The organism is Neorhizobium fuzhouense, from assembly GCF_042611105.1.
Taxonomy (GTDB): domain Bacteria; phylum Pseudomonadota; class Alphaproteobacteria; order Rhizobiales; family Rhizobiaceae; genus Neorhizobium; species Neorhizobium galegae_A.
The window spans coordinates 112437-136806 of sequence record NZ_JBHFFP010000003.1 but is presented as its reverse complement, the minus strand read 5'-3'; the positions used below and the strand labels follow the sequence as shown (position 1 = coordinate 136806).

26 protein-coding genes are annotated in these 24370 nt (G+C 62.3%); 15 read left to right on the top strand and 11 right to left on the bottom strand.

All coding sequences use genetic code 11. The features are described 5' to 3' along the window. The first annotated feature begins 13 nt into the window (after nt 1-13). Together ACEXP3_RS07550 and ACEXP3_RS07545 are read left to right on the top strand one after the other, a co-directional pair. Nucleotides 14-253 carry a hypothetical protein gene (locus tag ACEXP3_RS07550; protein WP_377296695.1) on the top strand — a complete coding sequence of 80 codons (240 nt, stop codon included), beginning with the start codon at nt 14-16 and terminating at the stop codon, nt 251-253. Nucleotides 254-326: 73 nt separating this feature from the next. Continuing rightward, nucleotides 327-1019, top strand: a complete 693-nt coding sequence (locus ACEXP3_RS07545) for an SDR family oxidoreductase (RefSeq protein ID WP_377296694.1) — start codon at nt 327-329, stop codon at nt 1017-1019. 25 nt (nt 1020-1044) lie between these two features. Here the strand turns inward: ACEXP3_RS07545 and ACEXP3_RS07540 are convergent, their stop codons facing one another. From ACEXP3_RS07540 to ACEXP3_RS07520, 5 genes are all read right to left on the bottom strand, one after another. After that, the gene (locus ACEXP3_RS07540; RefSeq protein WP_377296693.1) at nt 1045-2031 is read right to left on the bottom strand and encodes a WD40 repeat domain-containing protein; all 987 of its coding nucleotides are present in this window, start codon (nt 2029-2031) and stop codon (nt 1045-1047) included. A gap of 75 nt (nt 2032-2106) precedes the next feature. After that, complete coding sequence (locus ACEXP3_RS07535) at nt 2107-3237, bottom strand: CobW family GTP-binding protein (protein ID WP_377296692.1); 1131 nt, start codon at nt 3235-3237, stop codon at nt 2107-2109. Between the two features lie 107 nt (nt 3238-3344). Continuing rightward, nucleotides 3345-3740 (bottom strand): type II toxin-antitoxin system VapC family toxin, encoded by a 396-nt coding sequence (locus ACEXP3_RS07530; protein ID WP_377296691.1) that lies wholly within the window; start codon nt 3738-3740, stop codon nt 3345-3347. Continuing rightward, complete coding sequence (locus ACEXP3_RS07525; RefSeq protein ID WP_377296690.1) at nt 3737-3994, bottom strand: type II toxin-antitoxin system Phd/YefM family antitoxin; 258 nt, start codon at nt 3992-3994, stop codon at nt 3737-3739. Before ACEXP3_RS07525 ends, ACEXP3_RS07530 begins: the two co-directional genes overlap by 4 nt. A 55-nt stretch (nt 3995-4049) precedes the next feature. Next, complete coding sequence (locus ACEXP3_RS07520; RefSeq protein WP_377296689.1) at nt 4050-4841, bottom strand: creatininase family protein; 792 nt, start codon at nt 4839-4841, stop codon at nt 4050-4052. Nucleotides 4842-4927: 86 nt separating this feature from the next. Between ACEXP3_RS07520 and ACEXP3_RS07515 the strand changes: the two genes are divergently transcribed. The 3 genes from ACEXP3_RS07515 to ACEXP3_RS07505 all read left to right on the top strand — a co-directional run bounded on the left by ACEXP3_RS07515 (nt 4928) and on the right by ACEXP3_RS07505 (nt 7534). Beyond that, entirely contained in the window at nt 4928-5437 is a 510-nt protein-coding gene (locus ACEXP3_RS07515) for a MarR family winged helix-turn-helix transcriptional regulator (protein ID WP_377296688.1), read from the top strand. 91 nt (nt 5438-5528) lie between these two features. Continuing rightward, the gene (locus tag ACEXP3_RS07510) at nt 5529-6551 is read left to right on the top strand and encodes a LacI family DNA-binding transcriptional regulator (RefSeq protein ID WP_210105533.1); all 1023 of its coding nucleotides are present in this window, start codon (nt 5529-5531) and stop codon (nt 6549-6551) included. Between the two features lie 20 nt (nt 6552-6571). Then, on the top strand, nt 6572-7534 hold the full coding sequence (locus tag ACEXP3_RS07505) for a 2-hydroxyacid dehydrogenase (protein WP_377296687.1): 963 nt from the start codon (nt 6572-6574) through the stop codon (nt 7532-7534). Nucleotides 7535-7536: 2 nt separating this feature from the next. Here the strand turns inward: ACEXP3_RS07505 and ACEXP3_RS07500 are convergent, their stop codons facing one another. Beyond that, on the bottom strand, nt 7537-8283 hold the full coding sequence (locus ACEXP3_RS07500) for a gamma-glutamyl-gamma-aminobutyrate hydrolase family protein (RefSeq protein WP_377296686.1): 747 nt from the start codon (nt 8281-8283) through the stop codon (nt 7537-7539). A 310-nt stretch (nt 8284-8593) separates the two neighbouring features. Here ACEXP3_RS07500 and ACEXP3_RS07495 point away from each other — a divergent pair, with 310 nt between their 5' ends. Beyond that, entirely contained in the window at nt 8594-9700 is a 1107-nt protein-coding gene (locus ACEXP3_RS07495; RefSeq protein WP_210105536.1) for a TRAP transporter substrate-binding protein, read from the top strand. 82 nt (nt 9701-9782) lie between these two features. Here the strand turns inward: ACEXP3_RS07495 and ACEXP3_RS07490 are convergent, their stop codons facing one another. Together ACEXP3_RS07490 and ACEXP3_RS07485 are read right to left on the bottom strand one after the other, a co-directional pair. Next, nucleotides 9783-11270, bottom strand: a complete 1488-nt coding sequence (locus ACEXP3_RS07490) for a TRAP transporter large permease (protein ID WP_210105537.1) — start codon at nt 11268-11270, stop codon at nt 9783-9785. A gap of 24 nt (nt 11271-11294) precedes the next feature. Next, the gene (locus ACEXP3_RS07485; RefSeq protein WP_210105538.1) at nt 11295-11834 is read right to left on the bottom strand and encodes a TRAP transporter small permease subunit; all 540 of its coding nucleotides are present in this window, start codon (nt 11832-11834) and stop codon (nt 11295-11297) included. A gap of 287 nt (nt 11835-12121) precedes the next feature. Here ACEXP3_RS07485 and ACEXP3_RS07480 point away from each other — a divergent pair, with 287 nt between their 5' ends. From ACEXP3_RS07480 to ACEXP3_RS07465, 4 genes are all read left to right on the top strand, one after another. Beyond that, the gene (locus ACEXP3_RS07480; RefSeq protein ID WP_377296685.1) at nt 12122-12346 is read left to right on the top strand and encodes an aa3-type cytochrome c oxidase subunit IV; all 225 of its coding nucleotides are present in this window, start codon (nt 12122-12124) and stop codon (nt 12344-12346) included. Between the two features lie 88 nt (nt 12347-12434). Next, complete coding sequence (locus ACEXP3_RS07475; RefSeq protein ID WP_210105540.1) at nt 12435-13715, top strand: Re/Si-specific NAD(P)(+) transhydrogenase subunit alpha; 1281 nt, start codon at nt 12435-12437, stop codon at nt 13713-13715. Then, entirely contained in the window at nt 13715-14125 is a 411-nt protein-coding gene (locus ACEXP3_RS07470; protein ID WP_210105541.1) for an NAD(P) transhydrogenase subunit alpha part 2, read from the top strand. The genes ACEXP3_RS07475 and ACEXP3_RS07470 overlap by 1 nt, the downstream gene beginning before the upstream one ends. A 9-nt stretch (nt 14126-14134) precedes the next feature. Next, nucleotides 14135-15535, top strand: coding sequence for an NAD(P)(+) transhydrogenase (Re/Si-specific) subunit beta (locus ACEXP3_RS07465; RefSeq protein ID WP_210105542.1), 1401 nt, complete (start codon nt 14135-14137; stop codon nt 15533-15535). 59 nt (nt 15536-15594) lie between these two features. Here ACEXP3_RS07465 and ACEXP3_RS07460 read toward each other — a convergent pair whose 3' ends face one another. The 3 genes from ACEXP3_RS07460 to rpsU all read right to left on the bottom strand — a co-directional run bounded on the left by ACEXP3_RS07460 (nt 15595) and on the right by rpsU (nt 17786). Then, a complete protein-coding gene (locus tag ACEXP3_RS07460) occupies nt 15595-16482 on the bottom strand; it encodes an aminoglycoside phosphotransferase family protein (protein ID WP_377296683.1) in 888 nt (295 codons plus the stop codon). A gap of 59 nt (nt 16483-16541) precedes the next feature. Then, complete coding sequence (locus tag ACEXP3_RS07455) at nt 16542-17435, bottom strand: tetratricopeptide repeat protein (RefSeq protein WP_377296682.1); 894 nt, start codon at nt 17433-17435, stop codon at nt 16542-16544. Between the two features lie 120 nt (nt 17436-17555). Next, nucleotides 17556-17786 carry a 30S ribosomal protein S21 gene (rpsU, locus tag ACEXP3_RS07450; RefSeq protein ID WP_137131503.1) on the bottom strand — a complete coding sequence of 77 codons (231 nt, stop codon included), beginning with the start codon at nt 17784-17786 and terminating at the stop codon, nt 17556-17558. Nucleotides 17787-18101: 315 nt separating this feature from the next. Here rpsU and ACEXP3_RS07445 point away from each other — a divergent pair, with 315 nt between their 5' ends. The 5 genes from ACEXP3_RS07445 to ACEXP3_RS07425 all read left to right on the top strand — a co-directional run bounded on the left by ACEXP3_RS07445 (nt 18102) and on the right by ACEXP3_RS07425 (nt 24355). Continuing rightward, nucleotides 18102-19085, top strand: coding sequence for a zinc-binding dehydrogenase (locus ACEXP3_RS07445; protein ID WP_377296681.1), 984 nt, complete (start codon nt 18102-18104; stop codon nt 19083-19085). Nucleotides 19086-19260: 175 nt separating this feature from the next. Next, nucleotides 19261-20514: a sarcosine oxidase subunit beta family protein gene (locus ACEXP3_RS07440; protein ID WP_377296680.1), complete on the top strand. Its 1254-nt coding sequence runs from the start codon at nt 19261-19263 to the stop codon at nt 20512-20514. Between the two features lie 13 nt (nt 20515-20527). Further along, the gene (locus ACEXP3_RS07435; protein ID WP_377296679.1) at nt 20528-20854 is read left to right on the top strand and encodes a sarcosine oxidase subunit delta; all 327 of its coding nucleotides are present in this window, start codon (nt 20528-20530) and stop codon (nt 20852-20854) included. Further along, on the top strand, nt 20851-23814 hold the full coding sequence (locus ACEXP3_RS07430) for a sarcosine oxidase subunit alpha (RefSeq protein WP_377296678.1): 2964 nt from the start codon (nt 20851-20853) through the stop codon (nt 23812-23814). Before ACEXP3_RS07435 ends, ACEXP3_RS07430 begins: the two co-directional genes overlap by 4 nt. Continuing rightward, complete coding sequence (locus ACEXP3_RS07425; protein WP_377296677.1) at nt 23807-24355, top strand: sarcosine oxidase subunit gamma; 549 nt, start codon at nt 23807-23809, stop codon at nt 24353-24355. Before ACEXP3_RS07430 ends, ACEXP3_RS07425 begins: the two co-directional genes overlap by 8 nt. The last annotated feature ends 15 nt before the right edge of the window (nt 24356-24370 follow it).

Below are 24370 nucleotides of genomic sequence, written 5' to 3'. Positions count from 1 at the left end.
AAAGACCGTTGTTATGAGAATCATCCGCCTCGTCCTCATTCTGGCTATCGGCTTTGCCGGCGTTATCGGCAGCCGCTGGTATAGCTATGTCACCAATACGGACAGCCCGTATAATGAGAGCGGCATCGAGATCAACAGCCGCATGCCCGGCCCCTTGCGCAAATGGGGATGCGACCGGCTGCACGTGACCTTCGGCAACATGCTGCCACCCTATGGCTGCCAGGCCGGCGCAGACGGTCGCGAATGGCTTTGAGGCTTCATCAGGATCTGGCCCGCGGCATCTGTCCGGGCTGGACGAATGCCGCGACATTCCTATCTCCTTGGGCATGAACAAAGCCATTATCACAGGCGGTGCCGGCCTCATCGGCACAGGAATCTGCCGGCTTCTGATCGATGCCGGCTGGACGGTTGCGTCCTTCGACATGAAGGATACCCCGCAGGACCTGCAGGATCAGGGCGTGACGCATGTCTTCTGCGATGTCGGCGACGAAGCCTCCGTTGCCGGCGCCTTTGCCGAGCTTGGCTGGGATCGTCTCGATCTCCTCGTCAACAATGCCGGCATTGCCGGCCCCGTCAATGGACCGATCGAGACCTTGTCGCTGGAGGACTGGCGCCGGGTGACGGATAGTCATCTGACCGCGGCCTTCCTGATGGTGCGTGCCGCCGTTCCCCTGATGCGGGAAGGGGCGAACATCATCAACATGGCCTCCACCCGCGCCTTCATGTCGGAGCCGCAGACGGAAGCCTATGCCGCCTCAAAGGGTGGGCTGGTGGCGCTGACGCATGCGCTTGCCGTCAGTCTTGGCCCCAGGATCCGCGTCAATGCCATTGCGCCCGGCTGGATTGCCGGCGACGACGATCTTCGCCCGCAGGACCATAGCCAGCATCCGGTCGGCCGTGTCGGACAGGCGCAGGATATTGCCCAAGCCGTGCTTTACCTGACGGGAGCCGGCTTCATGACAGGGCAGGTGCTGACGCTGGACGGCGGCATGACCCGCAAGATGATCTACGCGCCCTGAAGAGGGCGCACGGTCTCAGCGCTGATTACGCAGAAATGTCGATGATGCCGCAATCGCCGGCATCCGAGCCGAAGGCGACAAGCTTGCCATTGCCGCTCCAGCTCATTGCGGTGATCGCCCCCTTGCCGGGACGGCGCAGCAGGGCTTCCTTGCCGTCGCCAACCCTCACGCCGAGAATCATGCCATCGATGAAGCCGATGGCCAGCACCTCTTCGACCGGATGAAAGGCCACGCAGGTGGCCATGATGTTGGCGCGCGTGCCAAGCTCCAGCGGTGCCTTGCCCATCGGGCCGTCCTTGCCGGAAAACGGCCAGACGATGGCGGCCGGTGCGCCGGACGAGGCAAGCCATTTGCCCTTGGCCGACCAGGACAGCGATTTGACCTTGGAGGGGTAGCCCGTCATGCGCATGTGGCGCGCCTCGCCGGGCTTGCCGTCCAGCTTCCAGCCGTGCAGGGCATTCTCCTGCATCTGGGTGACGAGGAACTTGCCGTCGGGTGAAAAGGTCACGCCGTTATGGGCACCCTTCCAGTCGAGATCGACCGGGGCCGAGGCTGTCGCCACCCAATGCAGCGATACGCCATTATAGCGGGCAGCCGCGATGCGCAGGCCCTTTGGCGCAAATGCCAGTGCCTCGACCGTGCGTTCCTCGCCAAATTCCTTGGTCGTGCCGTCCGCAAGAACGACGGCGGTCGATTTTCCAAGGCCGTAGGCAACTGCGCCCTGCGGGCCGCCGGCAACGACCGAAATCCACTTGCGCGGCGCTTCCGCCACAAGGCTTGCGCTGCCATCGGCTGCGATGCGCATCACCTTTCCGTCTTCGCCGCCGGTGATCAGGCTGACGCTGAACGGATCGCGGATGCAGGTCAGAAGCCCGTCATGGGCTTGCGTTACCTTCTCGCCGCCATCCAGCCGGCGGATTTCGCCGGCAGCGGTGGCAAAGAAGGGAACATCGCCGAGAAAATGCGCGGCGACGACATGTCCATCGAGATCGAGAGGGGCGACGGTGGGCATCAGGCAGTCTTTCTGGTGGAGATCTTGCGTGTCCGGCGTGACGCGGCCAAAGGCCGGTTCACGCCGGTTGAGGGATCAGGCCGTTGCCTGGCAGGCGAGGAAGCTCTGCTCGATCTTTTCGCGATCAAGCTCGCGGCCGATGAAGACGAGGCGGCTTTCGCGCTTTTCGCCGTCCTTCCAGGCGCGCTGGTGATCGCCCTCGACGATCATGTGGACGCCCTGCACCACGTAGCGCTCGGCATCACCCTTGAAGGCGATGATGCCCTTCAAACGCAGGATATTCGGGCCTTGCGTCTGGGTAATCTTCTGGATCCACGGGAAGAAGCGCTCCGGGTTCATCTCGCCGCCGCGCAGCGAAATGGATTTCACCGTGACGTCATGAATGGCCGATGCCACGGCATGCCCGTGATGGTCATGATCGTGGTGATCATGGTCATGGTGGTCATGATGATGGTGATCGTGATCATGTCCGTGGTGATGATGGTCGTGGCCATGATCATGGTGGTGATGATCGCAATCGGGACCGCAGACATGATCCTCGTGGCCATGCTCGAGGAAATGCGGATCGTTTTCCAGTGCCCGTTCCAGGTTGAAGGCGCCCTGGTCCAGCACGCGAGCCAGATCGACGCCGGAACGGGTCGTCTTGTAGATGCGCGCCGTCGGGTTGATGGCGCGAACGATATCCTCGATCACCGCCAGTTCGTCCGGTGTCACCAGATCGGTCTTGTTGACGACGACGACATCGGCAAAGGCGATCTGGTCTTCGGCTTCGCGGCTGTCCTTCAGGCGAAGCGGCAGGTGCTTTGCATCGACCAGTGCGACGACCGCATCAAGCTCGGTCTTGGCGCGCACGTCATCGTCCATGAAGAAGGTCTGTGCCACCGGCACCGGATCGGCAAGGCCCGTCGTTTCCACGATGATGCCATCAAACCGGCCGGGGCGGCGCATCAGGCCTTCCACCACGCGGATGAGGTCTCCGCGCACGGTGCAGCAGATGCAGCCATTGTTCATCTCGTAGATTTCCTCGTCGGATTCGACGATGAGGTCGTTGTCGATGCCGATCTCGCCGAACTCGTTGACGATGACGGCATATTTCTTGCCATGGCTTTCGGTGAGGATGCGGTTGAGCAGCGTCGTTTTGCCGGCGCCGAGATAGCCGGTGAGAACGGTGACGGGAATGGGCTTGGTGATTGCGGTATCGGCCATAAAAACCTCCGGAGATGGGCGCTCATGGGGCGGAGCGACAACGGTTGGGGAGCATATAAGGCCTTGGGTCCGGCAGTTCAAAGGCTTTTGTATGTTATAAGATCACATCATGCTTCAGCCCGCGCCGGAACGATATCGGTGCGCGCAAAATCACCGCCGACGAAAAGCAGCGGGCAGTCCAGTTCACGTGCCAGCCCATAGGCAAAGCAATCGCCGAAATTGAGCCCGGCCTTGTGAAATCCCTTGCCGAAGCGCCGGTACGCGGCCGCTGCCATCTCAGCGCGGCTGGCAGTGACGGTGATGATGTCGAACGGAATGGCGGCGAGCAAGGCATCCAATCCTGGCCGGCAGTTCTTGCGGGCTGCCACGACATAGACCTCCAGCAAGGTGCCGGCGGAAAGAAGAAGGCGCTGGGTCGGATCTTCGAGCACGGCAGTGCAAGAATCGGCTGACGGTTCATCGAGGATGATTGCCATCAATGCCGATGTATCGACGACGATCAAGCGGGAAGCCCGTCCTCGTCGTAGAGATCGTCATGGCTTCTATCGGCGCCAGGCCCACCAGGTTTCTTCGGCGGCGCCATGGCTCTGACCCTGCCGAGTGCCGCGCGGCGCCCTTCCCGGCTCGTCTCATGCTGTGCCGGAACGATCCGGGCAACCGTTCTGCCTTCGCGTGTCAGCACGATGTCCTCGCCGCGCTCCATGCGATCAAGGACCTGCTCGAGGTTTTCCTGCGCATCTCTGACGGATATCTGCATGGCCATGATCTCCGGTGTGCCAGAAATGTAATCCCTGGCGCATCCCCCTGCAAGATCAGGCAAAATCCGACATGTCAAACCGATGCACGTCGTCGAGCAGTTCCAGAATGCCGTTCACCGCATGGGAAAGCAGGGCCTCGCCGCGTTCGGCCGTGGCCGCTGCCGCATTGCCGGCTACGCCGGAACGGTTGAGATCGGACATCTTCCAGCCGAAGGCATGGGGTCCATAGGCGCGCAGATGGCGGAAGTTGGCGGCAAATTCGCTCTGGCGCGAGGAGAAGGCGGCCGCCTTTTGCATATCCACGCGCTCAGGGTACAGCGCCAGCATGACCGAGGTTTCGATATCGCCGCCGTGGATGTCGATCGCCTTGTCGGCAGACGAAATCCACCCGTCCGGCTGGCCAAAACGTGTCCAGCTGGTGGCAACGGCCAGCATGTTGAGTTTCACCCGCGCTTCGGTCGCCACCACCGTCATCAGCGGGGAATTGCCGCCATGGGCGTTCAGCATGACGAATTTGCGGATGCCGATGTCGCTCAGGCTTTCGGCAATCGTCAGCCAGCGGTTGATCGCTTGGGCAAAGGTCAGCGTGCGGCTGCCCTCCACATCCATATGTTCGAGCGAATAGCCGATGCGCTCGACGGGCAGGAAGGTGACGGGCAGGTCCGCCGGCTTTTGTTTGATGAGGCGTTCGACAAGTCCGCCCGCAATCAGGCTGTCGGTATCAAACGGCAGGTGCGGACCGTGCTGCTCGTGGGCGCCCAGCGGCAGAACGGCGATCCAGTCGGCGCGCGCCTCCGGCGCAAGGCTGCGGTCATTGTGGTTGAAGCGTGGTGTCGGCAGCGGCATCTGGCGGTAACCTCCTGCTTTCGCTATGGATGGTCGCGCACCGTCTATAACGGTTGTGATCGAGGTGGGAAACCCGGACGGAGCCAATGGCCAAAAAGAAGGGCGATAAAAAGGACGAGAAGAAGGATAAAGCGGCCCGCAAGAAGGATCTCGCCTCGCTGGCCGAGCTTGCGCCGGTTTTGACCCAGGCGGCCCGTTCGCTGCGCACAACGCTTTCCCAGGAACTGGCGCAGGCAGGCCTATATGCCGGCCAGGACGGCGTGATCCTGCAGTTATCGCAGGCGCCGGGGCTGACGCCCGGGCAGCTCGCCCAGCAGCTTGCCGTCAAGGCCCCGACGATGACGCGCACGATCGGGCGCATGGAGGCGCAGGGCTTCGTGGAGCGCAAAGCCGACAGCGCCGACGGACGGCTGATCAAGGTCTATCTGACGCCGACTGGGCAAGACAGCGTTCAAGCCATCCAGCAGGCGCTGGCCGACAGCAGTGCCGCGGCCTTGCGCGATTTCTCCGACAAGGAGATCCGCACCCTCATCAAGCTGTTGAAGGCGCTGGATCGGAACCTGCATGGGCAGGTCACGGGAGATGATGAGGACTGAAACGAAAGTCGATTGTGACAAAAGATTGCCTGCCGCAATTAAAATGTTTAAATAGTTTAAATCGGCAGGCGAATCCGCCAGGGGAGGGGTCGTGGTTCAAAAGGTCAAGCTGTCCACCATCGCAGAAAGTCTCGGTCTTTCGACGGCCACCATATCGCTCGCCTTGCGCGACAGCCCGCTGGTTGCCATCGACACGCGCGAAAAGATCAAGGATCAGGCCCGCGCGCTTGGCTATATCTACAACCGGCGCGCCGCAAGCCTTCGCACCTCGCGCTCGGGCATTATCGGTGTCGTCGTGCATGACATCATGAACCCTTTTTACGGCGAAATCCTGAAAGCCATCGAAAGCGAGCTGGATCGCAGCCGCCACACCTTCATCCTGTCCAATCATTATGATTCGGTGGAGAAGCAGCGCACCTTCATCGAGACGCTGCTGCAGCTCGGCGGCGATGGCGTCATCATGTCGCCGGCCATCGGCACGCCGATCGAGGATGTGAAGCTCGCCGAAGCCAACGGCATGCCGGCCATTCTGGTTGCCCGCTCGATGGACGGCGTCGATCTGCCGACCTATCGCGGCGACGACAGCTACGGCATTTCCCTGGCGACCAATCACCTGATCGGGCTTGGCCACCGCACCATTGCGATGATCGGCGGCACCGACCAGACCTCGACCGGTCGCGACCGCTATCAGGGCTATGTCAATGCGCTGCGCAAGGCCGGTATCGAGGTGGATCCGAACCTGCGCATTCCGGGCCCGCGCTCCAAGCAGGGCGGGTTTGAGGCGGCGGTGCATTTTCTCTCGCTGCCGCAGAAGCCGACGGCCGCCGTCTGCTGGAACGATCTCGTGGCCATCGGGTTGATGAACGGCATTGCCCGTGCCGGGCTCGTGCCGGGGCAGGATATTTCGGTGACCGGATATGACGACCTGGAGGAAGCCTCCATCGCCACGCCTGCGCTCACCACCGTGTGGAACGGCCAGACGGAGGTCGGCCGGCTTGCCGCCCGCGCTCTGCTCGATCGCCTGGCCGGCAGCCATGACCCGGATGGGATCCATCTGATCAAGCCGGAAATGCGCATCCGCCAGTCCACCAGCCCGCATCACCCTCGTGCCTGACAGAGACAGGATTTAAGCCGATGACCGAACAGAAGACCACCGTGCTCATTCCGGGCCGTATGCATCCCCGCGCGCTCGAGCGGCTGAACGCCGCCTTCGACGTGGTGCAGACGACTGCCGGCGCAGAGCTGGACCTGCCTGCCGAAACGCTGGAGAAGATCCGTGGCGTCGCAACCTTGAACGGCATGCGCGCGGAGTGGATCGACAAGCTCCCGAACCTCGACATCATCTCGAATTTCGGCGTCGGCTATGATGGCGTCGATGCCAAGCATGCCGCGACCAAGGGTGTCATCGTGACCAATACGCCAGACGTCCTCAACGATGAAGTGGCTGATACGACGATCGGCCTCCTCATCAACACCGTGCGCCGCCTGCCGGTGGCGGAAACCTATCTGCGCGCGGGCCGCTGGGAAAAGGAAGGCCCGTTCGCGCTGACGCCGCTCTCCCTGAAAAACCGTCATGTCGGCCTTCTCGGCCTCGGTCGCATTGGTCTCGAGATCGCCAAGCGGCTGGAGCCGTTCAAGGTGAAGATCAGCTATCACACCCGCACCGAACGCAAGGACGTGCCCTATACCTATGCGGCCTCGCTGATGGAGCTGGCGACATCGGTGGATACGCTGATCTCGATCATTCCGGCCACGCCCGAAACGCACAAGATCATCAATGCCGACGTGCTTGCAGCATTGGGCGCAAATGGCGTGTTCATCAATGTCGGCCGCGGCACCAGTGTCGATGAGGAGGCGCTGATCGACGCGCTGAAGAACAAGGTGATCGCCGCTGCCGGTCTCGATGTCTTCTATGACGAGCCGCGCGTTCCTTCAGGCCTGTTCGACCTCGACAATGCCTGCCTGCTGCCGCATGTCGCCTCGGCCTCCGTGCCGACGCGCAATGACATGGCCGATCTCGTCGTCGACAATCTGGTCGGATGGTTCAGGGAGCGCAAGGTGCTCACGCCGGTGCCGGAAACGCCCGTTAAGGGATGACCTCAACGGTTGCGGGCGTAAGTCCGCACCGCCTCGCCGAAGGCTTCAAACAGGGCGCGCGACGGGCTGTCCGTCTCGGCCCAGTATTCCGGATGCCATTGCACGCCGATCGCAAAGCCTTTGGCATCGATGACCGACACTGCCTCGATCGTGCCATCCTCTGCCACGGCCTCCACCTGCAGCGATGGCGCCGTCTGCGCGATTGCCTGGCGATGCAGCGAGTTCACCTGCACCTCGCCCGACAGGCCGAGATGATTGGCAATGCACGAGCCGTCGCGCACGAACACCGGCTGGCGGATCGAATACATCTCGTCGCGGCTTTCGACCGGCGGTTTGCGGTGGTCCCAGATACCCGGCTGTTCCTGGATTTCGCTGGCGAGCGTACCGCCAAGGGCGACGTTCAGCTCCTGAATGCCGCGGCAGATTGCCAGCAGCGGAATGCCGCGTTCGATGGCGCGCCGGATGAGCGGCAGCGAGGTTGCATCGCGTGCCGGATCGAAAGGCCCATCGGCATCGGTCGCCTCACGGCCGTAGAGCGAGGGATGCACATTGCTGGCAGAGCCTGAAATCAGTACGCCATCCACCCGGTCGAGCACGCCGTCGATGTCATGGCCATCTTCCAGCGCCGGGATGAGCATCGGAACGGCGCCGGAGACCTTGACGGCCGCATCGACATATTGCCGCTGAACGCCATGCCAGATGGTGTTGTCAAAGCTGCGGATGTCGGCGGGAATGGCGATGAACGGCATGGGGTCTGTCTCCGGCAGGACTGTCGCTCGCGTTCTTGATCCGGCGCATGGTGCAAGTCAAGCGCACAAGTCAGGCGCACAACTCAGGCGCATCTGCGCGCCAGCTTCGGCTTGCTGCCTTTCGCGAAAGCCGGACAGGTTCTGTCGCAGACGTCTTATTAGACGAAAGTCTCGGGCGTTTCGACAGGTCTGCTACGCATGAATATTAGCTTGCGCCTTGCAAGGCCTAGTCTGCCATGTTTACTTCGCTCAGGGCCGGGAAACGGGGGAGAATGGACCTTCCCGGGCTGTCAACACTGGGAGGATATTCATGGATCGTCGTTCATTCTTCAAGAAAGCGGCTGTGACCGGGGCTGGCGCTGCCGGCGCGGTGGGGCTTGCGGCTCCGGCCCTTGCGCAATCGATGCCGAAGATCACCTGGCGTCTTACGTCATCGTTCCCGAAATCTCTGGACACGATCTATGGCGGCGCCGAAGACATTGCAAAGCATGTCTCCGCGGCAACCGACGGCAATTTCACCATCCAGACCTTTGCCGGCGGTGAAATCGTGCCGGGGCTGCAGGCGGCTGACGCCGTGTCTGCCGGCACCGTCGAAATGTGCCACACCTGCTCCTACTATTATGTCGGCAAGGATCCGACCTTTGCCATCGGCACGGCCATTCCCTTCGGGCTCAATGCCCGCCTGACCAATTCCTGGTTCTATGAAGGCAATGGCAATACGCTGCTCAACCAATTCTATGCCACCCATGGCCTGCAGGGCTTCATCGCCGGCAATACCGGCGTGCAGATGGGCGGCTGGTTCCGCAAGGAAATCAACACGGTCGATGACTTCAAGGGCGTGAAGATGCGCATTGCCGGTCTCGCCGGCCGCGTCGTCGAAAAGCTTGGCGTCGTGCCGCAGCAGATTGCCGGCGGCGACATCTATCCGGCGCTGGAAAAAGGCACGATCGATGCCGCCGAATGGGTCGGCCCCTATGACGACCAGAAGCTCGGCTTCTACAAGGTCGCCAAGTATTATTACTATCCGGCTTTCTGGGAAGGCGGCCCGGTCATCCACGCCTTCGTCAACAAGGAAAAGTTCGAGGGGCTGCCGAAATCCTATCAGGCGGTGCTGCAGGATGCCTGCGCCTTTGCCAACACCAACATGATGGCGAAATACGACATCAAGAACCCGGTCGCCATCAAGCAGCTCGTCGCCCAGGGCACGATCCTTCGGCCCTTCAGCCAGGAGATCCTGGAGGCCTGCTTCAATGCGGCCAAGGAAGTCTATGCCGATATCAGCGCCAAGAACGAGTGGTTCAAGAAGATCTACGAGGACCAGGTGGCTTTCAAGAAGGAAGGCTATCTGTGGATGCAGCTGGCCGAATACACCTATGACACGTTCATGATGATCCAGCAGCGCAACGGCAAGCTCTGACGCACACCGTTGCGGCGACTTCACGCAAACGAAAACCCCGGCAAGCTGGCCTGCTTGCCGGGGTTTTGTTTGTGCCGCCCGATCAGAATTTCGGTGGCTCGCTGAGGTTCACGGGCGGCGGGCCCCCGGGCAGGCCGCCACCGCCGGCAGGAGGCAGGCCGAAATTCGGCATCTGGTTGCCGCCGCCCATATTGCCGAAGCCCGGCACCTCGATCTTGACGCTGTTGAGGTCGATTTCCGGGGTCTTTTCCAGCCAGTAGGTGACGGTTTCGGGCCAGAAAATCACGATCGCGACCAGGATCAGCTGCATGCACAGCCACGGTATGGCGCCGAGATAGATATCCTTGGTCTTCACCGAGCGCGGTGCGATGGAGCGCAGGTAGAACAGCGCAAAGCCGAAGGGCGGATGCATGAAGCTCGTCTGCATGTTGATGCAGATCAGCACGCCGAACCAGATGAGATCGATGCCCAGCGCGGTTGCAACGGGAGCCAGCATCGGAATGACGATGAAGGCGATTTCGAAGAAATCAAGGAAGAAGGCGAGGACGAAGATGAAGATGTTGACGAAGATCAGGAAGCCGACCGCACCGCCCGGTACATGCGACAGCATGTGCTCGATCCACAGCCCGCCGTTCATGCCCTGAAAGACCAGGCTGAAGCAGGTGGCGCCGACGAGGATGAACACCACCATGGACGTGATGTGCATGGTGGAATGCATGCCCTGCTTGACCAGATCCCAAGTGAGGCGACGGTGCATGGCAGCAAGCGCCATGGCGCCAACGACACCCAGCGCGCCGGCTTCCGTCGGCGTGGCAAGGCCCATGAAGATCGTGCCGAGGACAAGAAAGATCAGCACGATCGACGGCACCATGCCGGCCAGCACCCGCAGCACCAGCGCCCGATTGAGCTCGCCGCGGGCTTCCGGGGGCAGGGCCGGCAGATCCTTCGGGCGAAAGATCGACATGCCGAGGATGAACAGCATGAAGATGGCGACCTGAAGGATGGACGGGCCGATGGCGCCGAGATACATGTCGCCGACGGAGCGGCCGAGCTGGTCGGCCAGCACGATCAGCACCAGCGACGGCGGGATCACCTGCGTAATCGTGCCCGATGCGGCAATGACGCCGGTGGCGAGACGCGGGTTGTATCCGTATTTCAGCATGATCGGCAGCGAGATGACGCCCATGGTGATGACGGATGCGGCAACCGTTCCGGTGATTGCGCCCAGGATCGCGCCGACGAGGATGACGGCATAGGCAAGGCCGCCCGGAATGGCGCCAAACAGCTTTCCGGTGCCCTCCAGAAGATCTTCCGCGAGCCCGCAGCGCTCCAGAATCGCTCCCATGAAGGTGAAGAAGGGAATGGCGAGCAGCAGGTCGTTCGAAATGATGCCGAAGATACGCAACGGCAGGGCCTGCAGGAAGGCCTGCTCGAAGTGGCCGGTCAGCACGCCGATGACGCCGAACATGAGGCCGACTGCGGCCAGAGAAAACGCCACCGGGAAGCCGTAGAGCATGAAAATGACCATGCCGACGAACATCGATGGCGGGATGATGCCAAAATCGAACATTGTAAGTCCCCCCGGACGCGCTGCTTATTGCAGCGGCTTTTCGTATTTCGTGTCGATGTCGATCACGCCCATCAGGCCGGCAACCCGCTTGATCAGTTCGGAAATGCCTTGAAGTGCGATGAGCGTGAAGCCGGCAAAAATGATGAATTTCGCCGGCCAGCGGATCAGACCGCCGGCGTTGGACGAAATCTCCATCTCCTTCAGCGACAGCCAGAAGACCGGGAAGGACAGCCAGGCGAGATAGATGCAGGCCGGCAGCAGGAAGAGCACGATGCCGATGGCATCCACCCATAGCCGCTTGCGGTCCGACAGGCCGCCGTAGATGAGGTCGACCCGCACATGTTCATTGGCGCGCAGCGTGTGGGCTGCGCCCAAGAGCACGATGAAGGCAAACATGTACCACTGTATTTCCAGCCAGGCGTTGGAACTGTAGTTGAACAGGTAACGGATCATGGCGTTACCGGCGCTCACCAGACAGCAGGCAAGCACAAGATAGCCGGAAAATTTGCCGATGACCTCGCTGACACGATCGATGGCTCGGCTCAAGCCGATGAAAGCCTGCATGATTCCCCTCCGCAGTCGATCTTCTTATCGCTCGAACGAGGCGTATAGGAAGCACGGTCAAAAGAAAAGTCCTGCTCCTATTGGACTTCCGTCCAAATCGCGGCAAGCGCGGGCGGTTCCGCGTTCCCTGTCGGATACAGTGTCGGATGCGGTTCTCTAGGCGGACCATCAGCCGTTGCGCCGCATTGCTCTTTCCGGGTGTTTTGTGTAACCCTATACTTGGTAGGTAGGACATGAGCCTTGTCTGCGCGCATCGGTGCTGCAAGGCGTTTCGGGAGAGCAGTTACATGAACGATCATCACGGCGGAACGGTCGAAACCGGCGCACCCATGGATTACCGGGAGCACGAAAAGACCTATTCCATGTTCCTTGCCGGTGCCAAATGGGGCACCATGATGGTGGTCGTGCTGCTTCTTGCCATGCTTGGCGGCTTTTTCGCCGGCGGCGGCCTCATCGGCGGCCTTTTTCTTTTCATCATCCTGAACGCGGCCGGTTTCTACCTGCTGCGTTGACGCATGCCTTCAGCGGTGGCGTCTGAGCGGCATCTCTTGGCCGAACGATGGCGCATGCCCAAAATTTCCATGACGGGAAGGGACGGATTTGGCAAAGCTGATATTTGTCGGCCGGGAGGCCGGGGAGGAGAGCCGCGTTGCTGCATCGCCGGAAACGGTGAAACGGCTGGTGGGACTTGGATTTGAGGTGATCGTCGAAAGCGGCGCGGGTCTTCGCTCCGGTGTGCCGGATCAAGATTTTGCCGCAGCCGGGGCGACGATCGGGTCGATTGCCGATGTGGGCCGCGCCGATATCCTGCTGCAGGTCGTCTCGCCGCCCGATGCGGTGATCGCCGCGGCCAAGCCCGGCGCAGTTCTGCTGGCGACGCTCAATCCCTATGACAGCGCTGAAGCGCTGAACCGGCTTGCCGATGCCGGCATTACCGCCCTTGCCATGGAACTGATGCCGCGTATCACCCGCGCCCAATCCATGGACGTGCTGTCGAGCCAGGCAAACCTTGCCGGCTACCGGGCGGTGATCGATGCATCGCATGAATATGGCCGGGCCATTCCGATGATGATGACGGCAGCCGGCACGGTTCCGGCGGCAAAAGTCTTCGTCATGGGCGCCGGCGTTGCCGGGCTTCAGGCGATTGCAACGGCCCGGCGTCTCGGCGCTGTCGTCACCGCAACCGACGTGCGACCCGCCGCCAAGGAACAGGTCGCCTCGCTCGGCGCAAAATTCATCGCGGTCGAGGACGAGGAATTCAAGGCTGCCGAAACCGCCGCCGGCTATGCCAAGCCGATGTCGCAAGCCTATCAGGCCAAGCAGGCGGCGCTGGTGGCCGATCATATCGCCAAGCAGGATATCGTCATCACCACGGCGCTGATCCCCGGGCGCGCCGCGCCACGGCTCGTCACACGCGCCATGCTTTCGGCGATGAAGCCCGGTTCCGTCGCCGTCGATCTCGCCGTCGAGCGCGGCGGCAATATCGAGGGCTCGGTTGCCGGCACCATCGCCGATGTCGAGGGCGTGAAGGTCATCGGCTATGCCAACGTGCCGGGCCGGGTCGCTGCCTCGGCGTCTGCGCTCTATGCACGCAACCTCTACGCCTTTCTTGAGACCATGGTGGACAAGGCAACGAAGGAATTCTCGTTCAACCCGGACGAGGAACTGGTGAAGGCGACCATGCTGACCCATGGCGGCGCCGTGGTTCACCCGACCTTTCGCGAGGCTGCCGATGCGGCCCGGCTTGCCGCCCCTGTCGTCGTGACAGCAGCGGCCGAAGCGCCCGAGGCGCCAAAACCGCGCGCCCGCAGAAAACCGGCGGAAAAGGCGCAAGCACCTGAAGCACTGACGGACGCACCGGACAACAAGGAGGAGCTGTGATGGCAAGCGAAACCATGAACACGGCGTTGAACGCGCTTGATCAGGCCGTCGCTGCCGTCAGGAGTGCTGCCGAGCAGACCCCGGATGCGGTGAGCCTTGCCGCCCATGGCGTCTCCGGCGGTGCGATCGATCCGTTCGTCTTCCAGCTCGCGATCTTCGTGCTGTCGATCTTCGTCGGTTATTATGTCGTCTGGTCGGTCACGCCAGCACTGCACACGCCGCTGATGGCCGTCACCAACGCCATTTCCTCGGTCATCGTCGTTGGCGCGCTTCTGGCGGTCGGTGTGTCGCTGAGCGGCCTTGCCACCGGCTTCGGCTTCGTGGCGCTGATCCTGGTCTCGGTCAACATCTTTGGCGGCTTCCTGGTCACCAGCCGGATGCTGGCCATGTACAAGAAAAAAGAGCGCTGAGGCGGGCCGATGTCACAGAATTTTGCAGCCTTCCTCTACCTCGTCTCCGGCGTCCTGTTCATCATGGCGCTGCGCGGCCTGTCGCATCCGACGACGAGCCGCAAGGGCAATATCTACGGCATGGTCGGCATGGCGATTGCCATCGTCACGACGCTTCTGCTGGCAACCCCGAACTTTGGTGGCTTTGTGCTGATCGTGCTGGCGATCGCCATCGGCGGCGGCGGCGGCGCCTATATTGCCCGCACCATTCCGATGACTGCCATGCCGCAGCTGATTGCCGGTTTCCATTCGCTGGTCGGCCTTGCCGCCGTGATGGTGGCAGCGGCTGCCCTCTATTCGCCCTCCGCCTTCGGCATCGGCGCGGTCGGCGCCATTCACGCGCAGGCCCTGGTCGAAATGGCGCTGGGTGCCGCCATCGGGGCGCTCACCTTCACCGGCTCGGTCATTGCCTATCTGAAGCTCGACGGGCGCATGTCCGGCAAGCCGATCCTGTTGCCCTATCGCCATGTCATCAACATCGCGCTTTTGGTGCTGACGGTGCTTGCGATCGCAAGCCTTGCCTCCAGCGAAAGCCATCTTGCCTTCTGGCTAATCGTCGCGCTGGCGCTGGTGCTTGGCGTACTCATCATCGTGCCGATCGGCGGCGCCGACATGCCGGTCGTCGTTTCGATGCTGAATTCCTATTCCGGCTGGGCAGCCGCCGGTATCGGCTTTACGCTCGGTAACCTGGCGCTGATCATCACCGGCGCGCTCGTCGGCTCCTCGGGCGCCATCCTCTCCTATATCATGTGCAAGGGCATGAACCGCTCGTTCATCTCGGTCATCCTCGGCGGCTTCGGCGGGGAGACGGCAGCAGCCGGCGCAGATGACGGCGTGCAGCGCACGGTCAAGCAGGGCTCGGCCGACGACGCCGCCTTCCTCATGCAGAACGCCACCAAGGTGATCATCGTGCCCGGTTACGGCATGGCGGTCGCCCAGGCCCAGCATGCGCTGCGGGAAATGGCCGATACGCTGAAGGAACACGGTGTGGAGGTGAAATATGCGATCCACCCGGTCGCCGGTCGCATGCCCGGTCACATGAACGTGCTGCTTGCCGAAGCGAACGTTCCCTATGACGAAGTGTTCGAACTGGAAGACATCAATGCCGAATTTGCCCAGGCGGACGTCGCCTATGTGATCGGCGCCAATGACGTCACCAACCCGGCCGCCCGCGACGACAAGTCGTCGCCGATCTACGGCATGCCGATCCTCGATGTCGACAAGGCCAAGACCTGCCTCTTCGTCAAACGCTCCCTCGGCTCCGGCTATGCCGGCATCGACAATACGCTGTTCTACAAGGACGGCACGATGATGCTGCTCGGCGATGCCAAGAAGATGACGGAAGACATCGTCAAGGCGATGAAGCACTGACACTGAAAGAGGCCCGGAGCGATCCGGGCTTTTTCATGCCTGTCGCGCAAGGACTTTAATCACAGCAATAGGCCGAGCCGGGTAAGCGTCTGGCGCGATTGACGGCACAAGGCCTCGTTCTTGCCGCCGCGGTAATAGCTGAGGGCGATGACGGCGCCGTAGAGTGCCCAGGCTCTGGCGCGGTGCCAGTCACCATCGTCGATTGCGCATTGCGTGCGAAAGACGTCGCGCGCGGACGGGTCTACCCAGGACCAGGCGCTGGCGTAATCGGCGGCGGGATCTCCAATCGCTGCGAGACCCCAGTCAATGACGCCGGCAAGCGCGCCGCATCTCGCAATCAGGTTGTCGGCCTTCAGGTCCCCATGCAGCCAGACGCCGGGGCCGGCATAAGGCGCGCTCAGCCCCTTGTGCCAGATGGCTTTTGCTGCGGATACGTCGATCTCGTCGCAAAGGACGTCGATGGAGGAAAGCGTCACGTCGTTGAGATCGTGGAGCGGCACGCCGCGGCGGCTGTTACTCGGCCCGGCCCTTGGTGCGCCGGCCGTGCTTTTTGCCTGCAGGGACAGGAGAAACCGCGCAAGCGCCTGCGCCGCATCGGCCCAGTTTGCAATGGCATCGGCAGACGCGATGTCACCGTCCATCCAGTCAAAAATACCGAATTCGCAAAGGGTGCCAAGATCGGCATGGCCGCGAAAGCGAAGATGCGGCACATCGAGGGATAAGCCCTGGAGATGCGGCAGCCAGTCAAGCTCCTTTGCCATCAGGGCGATGGCGGATGGCCGACGCGGCAACCGCAGGACCTGCGCGTCCCCAAGGCGAAAGAGCCAGTTGTCCGTGCCCGTCGAGGCAAGCGAAGAAAGGGCAAGGTCGGCCCATTCGGGCGCTTGCGCCTCTATGAGGCGAAAAACCGCCTCCTCATCCGCAATGAGTTCGTCGACATGCATCATACGGCCGATCTATCAGGCGCGAATGAACCCTCGGTGACAGGCGGCTTGCGGGCCTGTCCTTACTCGGCAGACCCCGAGCGCGTGCGCGCAACGCCGTCCTGCGCCGGCTTGTAGTTCGGGTCGAGGCGGGCGGCGTGGTTGTAGGACTTGAAGGCGCGGGCCTTGTCGCCCTTGCGCTCGTAGACCAGAGCCTGGTTCACCCAGGATTCGGCCAGCTTGTCGTTGAGATCGATGGCGTGGTTGAAGTCGGCGAAGGCATTTTCGTCGTCGTTCAGCGCTAAATAGGAGACGCCACGGCCGTTATAGGGCTCGGGCGAGGAGGGCGACAGCGAGATGGCCTTGGAGAAGTCCTCGATCGCCTGCGCATGCTGGTTGCGCAGCTGGTAGATCAGGCCGCGATTGTGGAAGGCGCGACCATCGGTCGTTTCCAGCTGGATGGCCCGGTTGAAGTCGTTGAAGGCTTCGTTCGTGCGTCCGGCCTGGCGATAGATATTGCCGCGCCCGATGAGCGCCACGTCGTAATTCGGGTTGATCTGCAGCGAGGCATTGTAGTCGTTCACCGCTTCGGCAGGCTTGCCCATGTTGCGATAGACCAGTGCCCGGTTGGCATAGGCCTGGTAATAACGCGGGTTGATCTGCAGAGCTCGGTTGAAGTCGTCGAGTGCCTTGCGGAAGTCGCCGGCGCGACCATAAGCCGTGCCGCGCACGTTATAGCCTTCCGGATCCTGCGGATTGGACTGGATGACGGAGGAGAGGGAGGCAATGTTCTGCTCGGAGCCTTGCGCGCGATCGAGCCGGATGAGATCGGTGCTGGTATTGGTCTGGCAACCGGCGAGTGCAAGGCCCGCAAGCAGGAGGGCTGTTCCCGGAAGACCACCGCGTGAAATGCGCTTTCTGCGCGTCGGCTGAACGGACGGGCATGCGGAATGCGAATTTGCGGCGGTCTTGGCCATCAGGCGCAGATCCTCGTGTCACTCATGGGAATGGGGCGGTGCGGATAAACCGAAAAAGGCGGTGGCGAATAAATTCGCCCCCGCCCCTAAATCACGGAAAAACGTCGAAAAAACGGCCGATTAACGAGCGGCGGGACGCGGTGCTGCAATCAGGCCTTCGCGCTGCATGCGCTTGCGGGCCAGCTTGCGAACGCGGCGAACGGCTTCAGCCTTTTCGCGGGCGCGCTTCTGCGAGGGCTTCTCGTAGTAGTCGCGCATCTTCATTTCACGGAAAATGCCTTCGCGCTGCATCTTCTTCTTGAGAGCGCGGAGAGCCTGATCGACATTATTGTCGCGGACAAGTACCTGCACGTGAATCCCGTTCCTTTGGTTTTTTTAAATCTACCGCTCCGAAACTGCCCAGTCCGGAACGAAACAAGTGGGTCGCGCGGCAAAGGCCGTGCAATTGGGGAAGGCACATAACAGAAGGTTTTTTCAAAGTCTAGCGGCCTTCCAGCCTGCCAAACGAAAATCTCCCAAAATCCCCGCATCCCTTATGCCGCAGGGCATGCACGGCCTTTCAACGGGGTGCAAAAGAGGGGTTGCGGTTTGCAATCCACGTCTCCGGCACCATGTGGAGGCCCTGACAGGATGTTGAGTCTCACGCAAGCCTTCAAGGAGTGTTACATGCACAGTTTATCCTATTCCCGTTTCGGCAAGCCCGCCGAAGTGCTTCAGGTTTCGGACCAGCCGCAGCCCGAGCCGGGGGCCGGGGAGGTGCGGCTCAGCATGCGCCTGTCCCCCATTCACAATCATGACCTGCTGACGATCAGCGGCCAGTATGGCTACAAGCCGGAGCTTCCGGCGCTGTCGGGCAGCGAGGGAATGGGCGTGGTCGATGCGCTGGGAGAGGGCGTCGAGGGGCTCGCTGTCGGTCAGCGTGTGGCGGCAAGCGGGCTGAAGGGCGCCTGGAGCAGTTATGCCATTGCGCGTGCCGCCTCCGTCGTGCCGCTGCCGGATGCGATTTCCGATGAGGTCGGCGCGCAGCTGATCGCCATGCCGCTGAGTGCCCTCACGCTTCTAGAATTCACCGGGATCGCTGAAGGGCAGTGGCTGATCCAGAATGCCGCCAATGGCGCCGTGGCGAAAGTGGTGTCCCAGCTTGCCCGCCCTCGCGGCATCCACGTGATCAACCTCGTTCGCCGCGAAGATGCCGTTGCCGAACTGACGGCGCTTGGCATCGACAATGTCGTGGCAACGTCGAATGACGGCTGGAAGGACCGCGTGCGGAAGATCACCGCCGGTCAGCCCATTGCCGTCGGCGTCGATGGCGTTGGCGGAACCGCCTCCGGAGACCTCCTGTCGCTTCTGGGGGAGGGCGGGCAGCTCATCTCCTTCGGTGTCATGTCCGGCCAGCCGATGCAGATTTCCTCGGGCGACGTCATCTTCAAGCAGGCGGTGGTGAAGGGTTTTTGGCTCGCAAAGCTGATGACCACCATGGAGCCGGAACGCATGCGCCGGTTGGTCTCCGAACTGGTGACACGCGCCGCAAGCGGCGAGATGCGACTACAGACCGATGGCATCTACACAATGAAGGACGCTGCCGCCGCGATGACCGCAGCCGCCGAATCGGGGCGCAAGGGCAAGGTTCTGCTCAGCCTGCAGGATTGACCCGCACCCGTCGCGCAGCACGACGCCAATCGTCGTTGCGTGGCGGGACGTTATTTCCGCCCGTGTCGAAACAAGGGACACAATGCGTCGCAAAGCAGCCATTGCGACGCCGGTTGATTTGCGATCAGTATGCTTCTACCCAAGGCTTGGGGTGGCGAAGGAGCTATAGGCGAACATGCGCAAATATTCGGTCTTTGCTGTGGCCCGCGAGGCCATGCGCAGCCATAAGGGATGGGAGCCGCAATGGGTCTCTCCGGAACCGCGCGCCAGCTATGATGTGATCATCATCGGCGGCGGTGGCCATGGCCTGGGCGCTGCCTATTACCTCGCCAGGGAACACGGCATTACCAATGTCGCGGTCATCGAAAAAGGCTGGCTCGGCGGCGGCAATACCGGCCGCAACACCACCATCATCCGCTCCAACTATCTCTATGAAGAGAGCATGGATATCTACGAGCATTCCCTGAAACTGTGGGAAGGCTTGAGCCAGGAGCTGAACTACAACGTCATGTATTCGCCGCGCGGCGTGATGATGCTGTCGCACAACACCCATGACCAGCAGAGCTTCAAGCGGCATATCAATGCCAACCGCCTCTACGGCATCGACAATGAATGGCTGACGCCGGAACAGGCAAAGGCCTTCTGTCCGCCGCTCGATATTTCAAAGACCGCCCGTTATCCGATCAATGGCGCCGCCCTGCAGAAGCGTGGCGGCACGGCCCGCCACGATGCGGTGGCCTGGGGTTATGCCCGCGCCGCCTCCGACATGGGCGTCCACATCATCCAGAACTGCGAAGTGACCGGCATTCGCCGCGGCCCGGGCGGCGAAGTCACCGGCGTCGAAACCGCCCGCGGCTTCATCGGCGCCAAGAAGATCGGCGTCTCGGCGTCCGGCCATTCCTCCATGATCATGCAGATGGCCGATGTGCGCGTGCCGCTCACCAGCAATCCGCTGCAGGCGCTGGTCTCGGAACCGCTCAAACCGATTTTCCCCTGCGTTGTCATGTCGAACACCGTGCATGCCTATATCTCGCAGTCCGACAAGGGCGAGCTGGTGATCGGCGCCGGCACCGATCAGTATCATTCCTATAGCCAGACCGGCGGATTGCAGATCATCACCCACACGCTGGATGCCATCTGCGAGCTGTTCCCCATCTTCCGGCGCGTCAAGATGATGCGCCAGTGGGGCGGCATCACCGACAACACGCCGGACCGTTCGGCCATCCAGAGCGTGACGCCGGTCAAGAACCTGTTCGTCAATTGCGGCTGGGGAACCGGCGGCTTCAAGGCAACGCCCGGCTCGGCCAATCTGTTTGCGCATCTCATCGCGCGCGGCGAACCACATCGTCTGGCGTCGGGCCTGACGCTCGACCGCTTCCGCACCGGCCGCCTGATCGACGAAGCGGCTGCCGCCGCCGTCGCGCATTGAGGGGAGGGACACCATGTTTCTGATCAAATGCCCCTATTGCGGCGAGAACCGCTCCGAATTGGAATTCCGCTGGGCCGGCGAGGCGCATATTGCGCGGCCGGAAAACATCGCGGCGATTTCCGATGAAGAATTTGCCGAGTATTTTTTCCTGCGCGACAACACCAAGGGTGTGGCTTACGAGCGCTGGCGCCATATCCACGGCTGCGGCCGCTTCTTTAATGCCATCCGCGATACCGTGAGCGATAATTTTCTCCTGACCTACAAGGCCGGCCTGCCGCGCCAGCCGGTGCCGGGCAGCGCCCCGGTTTCTCCTGATGCCCCTGAAGGCGGTGCCGCATGACGAAAAAATCCTTCCGCATCAAGGGTGCCGGTCGCCTGACGCCGGCTCGCACCGCGCGCTTCACCTTCGACGGCAAGACCTATACGGCCTATGAAGGCGATACGGTGGCCTCTGCGCTGCTTGCCAACGGCGTCCACCTGATGGGCCGCTCGTTCAAGTATCACCGCGCCCGTGGTGTGCTGTCGGCCGGTGCCGAGGAGCCGAATGCGCTCATCGACGTGGCGCGCGATGCCGCCCGCCGCCAGCCGAACGTGCGCGCCAGCGTTCAGGACGTGTTCGACGGCGCCATCATCCGTTCGCAGAACCGCTGGCCGTCGCTGTCCTTCGATACGGGCGCGATCAACAACCTTCTGTCGCCGTTCTTTGCCGCCGGTTTCTACTACAAGACCTTCATGTGGCCGAAAGAGGCCTGGGCCAAGCTCTATGAGCCGATCATCCGCCGGGCGGCAGGCCTTGGTGTTGCGCCGAAGGAAGAGGATCCCGACCACTATGCCAACCGCTTTGCCCATTGCGACGTGCTGGTGGCAGGGGCCGGCGTTGCTGGGCTGACGGCAGCGCTCTCCGCGGCTGAAACCGGCGCCGAGGTGATTCTCGTCGACGAGCGGGCAGAGGTCGGCGGCGCGCTGCTGTTTGATACGTCCACGATGATCGACGGCAGACCCGGTTATGACTGGGCGCAGGATGTGCTGTCCCGGCTGAAGGCCATGGCCAACGTCACGGTGCTCACCCGCACCACTGCCTTCGGCTATTACACCCATAATTTCGTCGGCCTTGCCGAGCGCGTGACGGACCATCTGCCGCGCCCCGGCAAGCATCTGCCGCGCGAGCGGCTGTGGCAGGTGCGGGCGAAAAAAGTCGTCATGGCGACCGGTGCAATCGAACGCCACATGGTGTTTGCCAACAACGATCGCCCCGGCATCATGCTCGCCTCTGCCGCGCGCACCTATCTCAACCATTACGGTGTGGCTGTCGGTGAAAAGATCGGCGTCTACACCGCCCATGACAGCGCCTATGAGGCGGCCATCGACCTCAAACACGCAGGCGTCGAGATCGCCGCCATCGTGGATTGCCGCGCCAATCCCGGCGATGCCGTGGTGTCTGCCGCCCGCGCGCTCGGCATCGAGGTTCTGACGGGCCATTGTGTGCTGGATACCAGCGGGCGCCTGCGGGTCTCCTCCATGACGGTTGCGCAGAACGGTGGCAACGGCAAGCGCCGCATCGCCGTTGATGCGCTGTTGATGTCCGGCGGCTGGACGCCCTCGGTTCATCTTTTCTCGCAGTCGCGCGGGAAGCTGAAATTCGACAAGGCCAAAGACCGCTTCCTGCCTGGCCTCCATGTGCAGGATGGCGTGTCCATCGGCGCCTGCAACGGCACCGATGATCTCCCGGCCCTGCTTGCCGAGGCGGTGGCTGCCGGCGGCGGCACGCTGTCTGTCTCCGGCAGTTCGCTCTATGGCTGGACGGGCGGCATGATCGGGGCGGCCGAAGGGGCAGGCCCGGAGACGGCCGTCAAAGCCTTTGTCGATTTCCAGCACGACGTGACGGCCAAGGATATCCGCCTTGCCGTGCGCGAAGGCATGCAGTCTATCGAGCATATCAAGCGCTTCACCACCAACGGCATGGCGTCCGACCAGGGCAAGCTCTCCAACATGCACGGGCTGGCGATCGCCGCCGAAATGCTTGGCAAGGATATTCCTGAGGTCGGTCTCACGACGTTCCGCGCGCCCTATACGCCCGTCACCTATGGCACGCTGATTGCGCATTCGCGCGGCGACCTGTTCGACCCCGCCCGCAAGACGCCGTTGCACGACGAACTGGCGACGCAGGGTGCCGAATTCGAGGATGTCGGCAACTGGAAGCGTGCCTGGTATTTTCCCCGTCGCGGCGAGGACATGCATCAGGCCGTCAACCGCGAATGCCGCACGGCACGCGAAACGGCCGGCATTTTCGATGCCTCGACGCTCGGCAAGATCGAGGTCGTCGGGCCGGATGCGGCAAAGTTCCTGAACCTCCTCTACACCAATGCCTGGGATACGCTGAAGCCCGGCAAATGCCGCTACGGCATCATGACCCGCGAGGATGGCTTCATCTATGACGACGGCGTCGTCGGGCGCCTGGCGGAGGACCGCTTCCATGTGACCACCACGACGGGCGGTGCGCCGCGTGTGCTTGCCCATATGGAAGACTATCTGCAGACGGAATTCCCAGATCTGAAGGTCTGGCTCACCTCCACCACCGAACAATGGGCGGTGATTGCGGTACAGGGACCGAAGGCACGCGACATCATCGCGCCGCTCGTCGAGGGTCTCGACCTGTCGAATGAGGCCTTCCCGCACATGAGTGTGGCCGAATGCACGGTGATGGGCGTGCCGGCCCGCCTGTTCCGCGTCTCGTTTACCGGCGAGATCGGTTTTGAAATCAACGTGCCGGCCGATTATGGCGCGTCCGTCTGGAAGGCGATCTGGGAGCGTGGGCAAGCGCTCGGCGCCTGCCTCTACGGCACCGAGACCATGCACGTTCTGCGCGCCGAAAAGGGCTATCTCATCGTTGGCCAGGATACGGACGGCACGGTGACGCCGGATGATGCCGGCTATGGCTGGGCAGTGTCGAAGAAGAAGCCGGATTTCGTCGGCATTCGCGGCCTGCAGCGCCCCGATCTCATCCGCGAGAACCGCAAGCAGCTTGTCGGCCTCCTGACCAAGGATCCGACGGAAGTGCTGGAGGAGGGCGGCCAGATCGTTGCCGACCCGAACCAGCCGAAGCCGATGACCATGCTCGGCCATGTGACCTCGGCCTACTGGTCGGAAACGCTTGGCCGCTCGATTGCCATTGCGCTGGTCGCCGGCGGTCGTGCGAGAATGGGCGAAACGCTCTACGTGCCGATGAAGGACAAGACGATTGCCGTCGAAGTCACCGATATGGTGTTCTTCGACAAGGAAGGAGGCCGTATCCATGGTTGAGCTTGCAACCCGCACCCTGCCGCTCTCCGGCTTCCACGGTGGATCGGCCGTCACCAGCCTGACGCCGGCGCAGCCCGCCGAGCGTGTGTCGCTGCGCGCACGGCCGGAGGATGTCGCAGCCCTTTCGGCAGCGCTCGGCCTGTCGCTTCCCACGCAGGCCAAGACGTCCGCAACGGCCGGCAAGCGGTCGGCCCTGTGGCTCGGGCCGGACGAATGGCTGGTCATCGACGAGGGCGAGGGTGGCCTGATGGCGGCGCTTGGCAGCTCTGGCGCGCTGCATTCGGCAACCGATGTGTCGCATCGCAACACGGCCGTTCTTGTTGCCGGTCCGGGTGCGGCAAAGACGCTGAACGGCGGCTGCCCGCTCGACCTGTCACTGAAGATGTTTCCCGTCGGAGCCTGCGCCCGCACCCTCTTCGGCAAGATCGAAGTGGTGGTGCTGCGCACCGCAGAGGATGCCTTCCGCGTGGAATTCTGGCGCTCGTTTTCGCAGTACGCCTTTGGCCTGCTTCAGGATGCGGCGGAGGACGCGGCGCTCTGAACGAGGCCGCCCCTA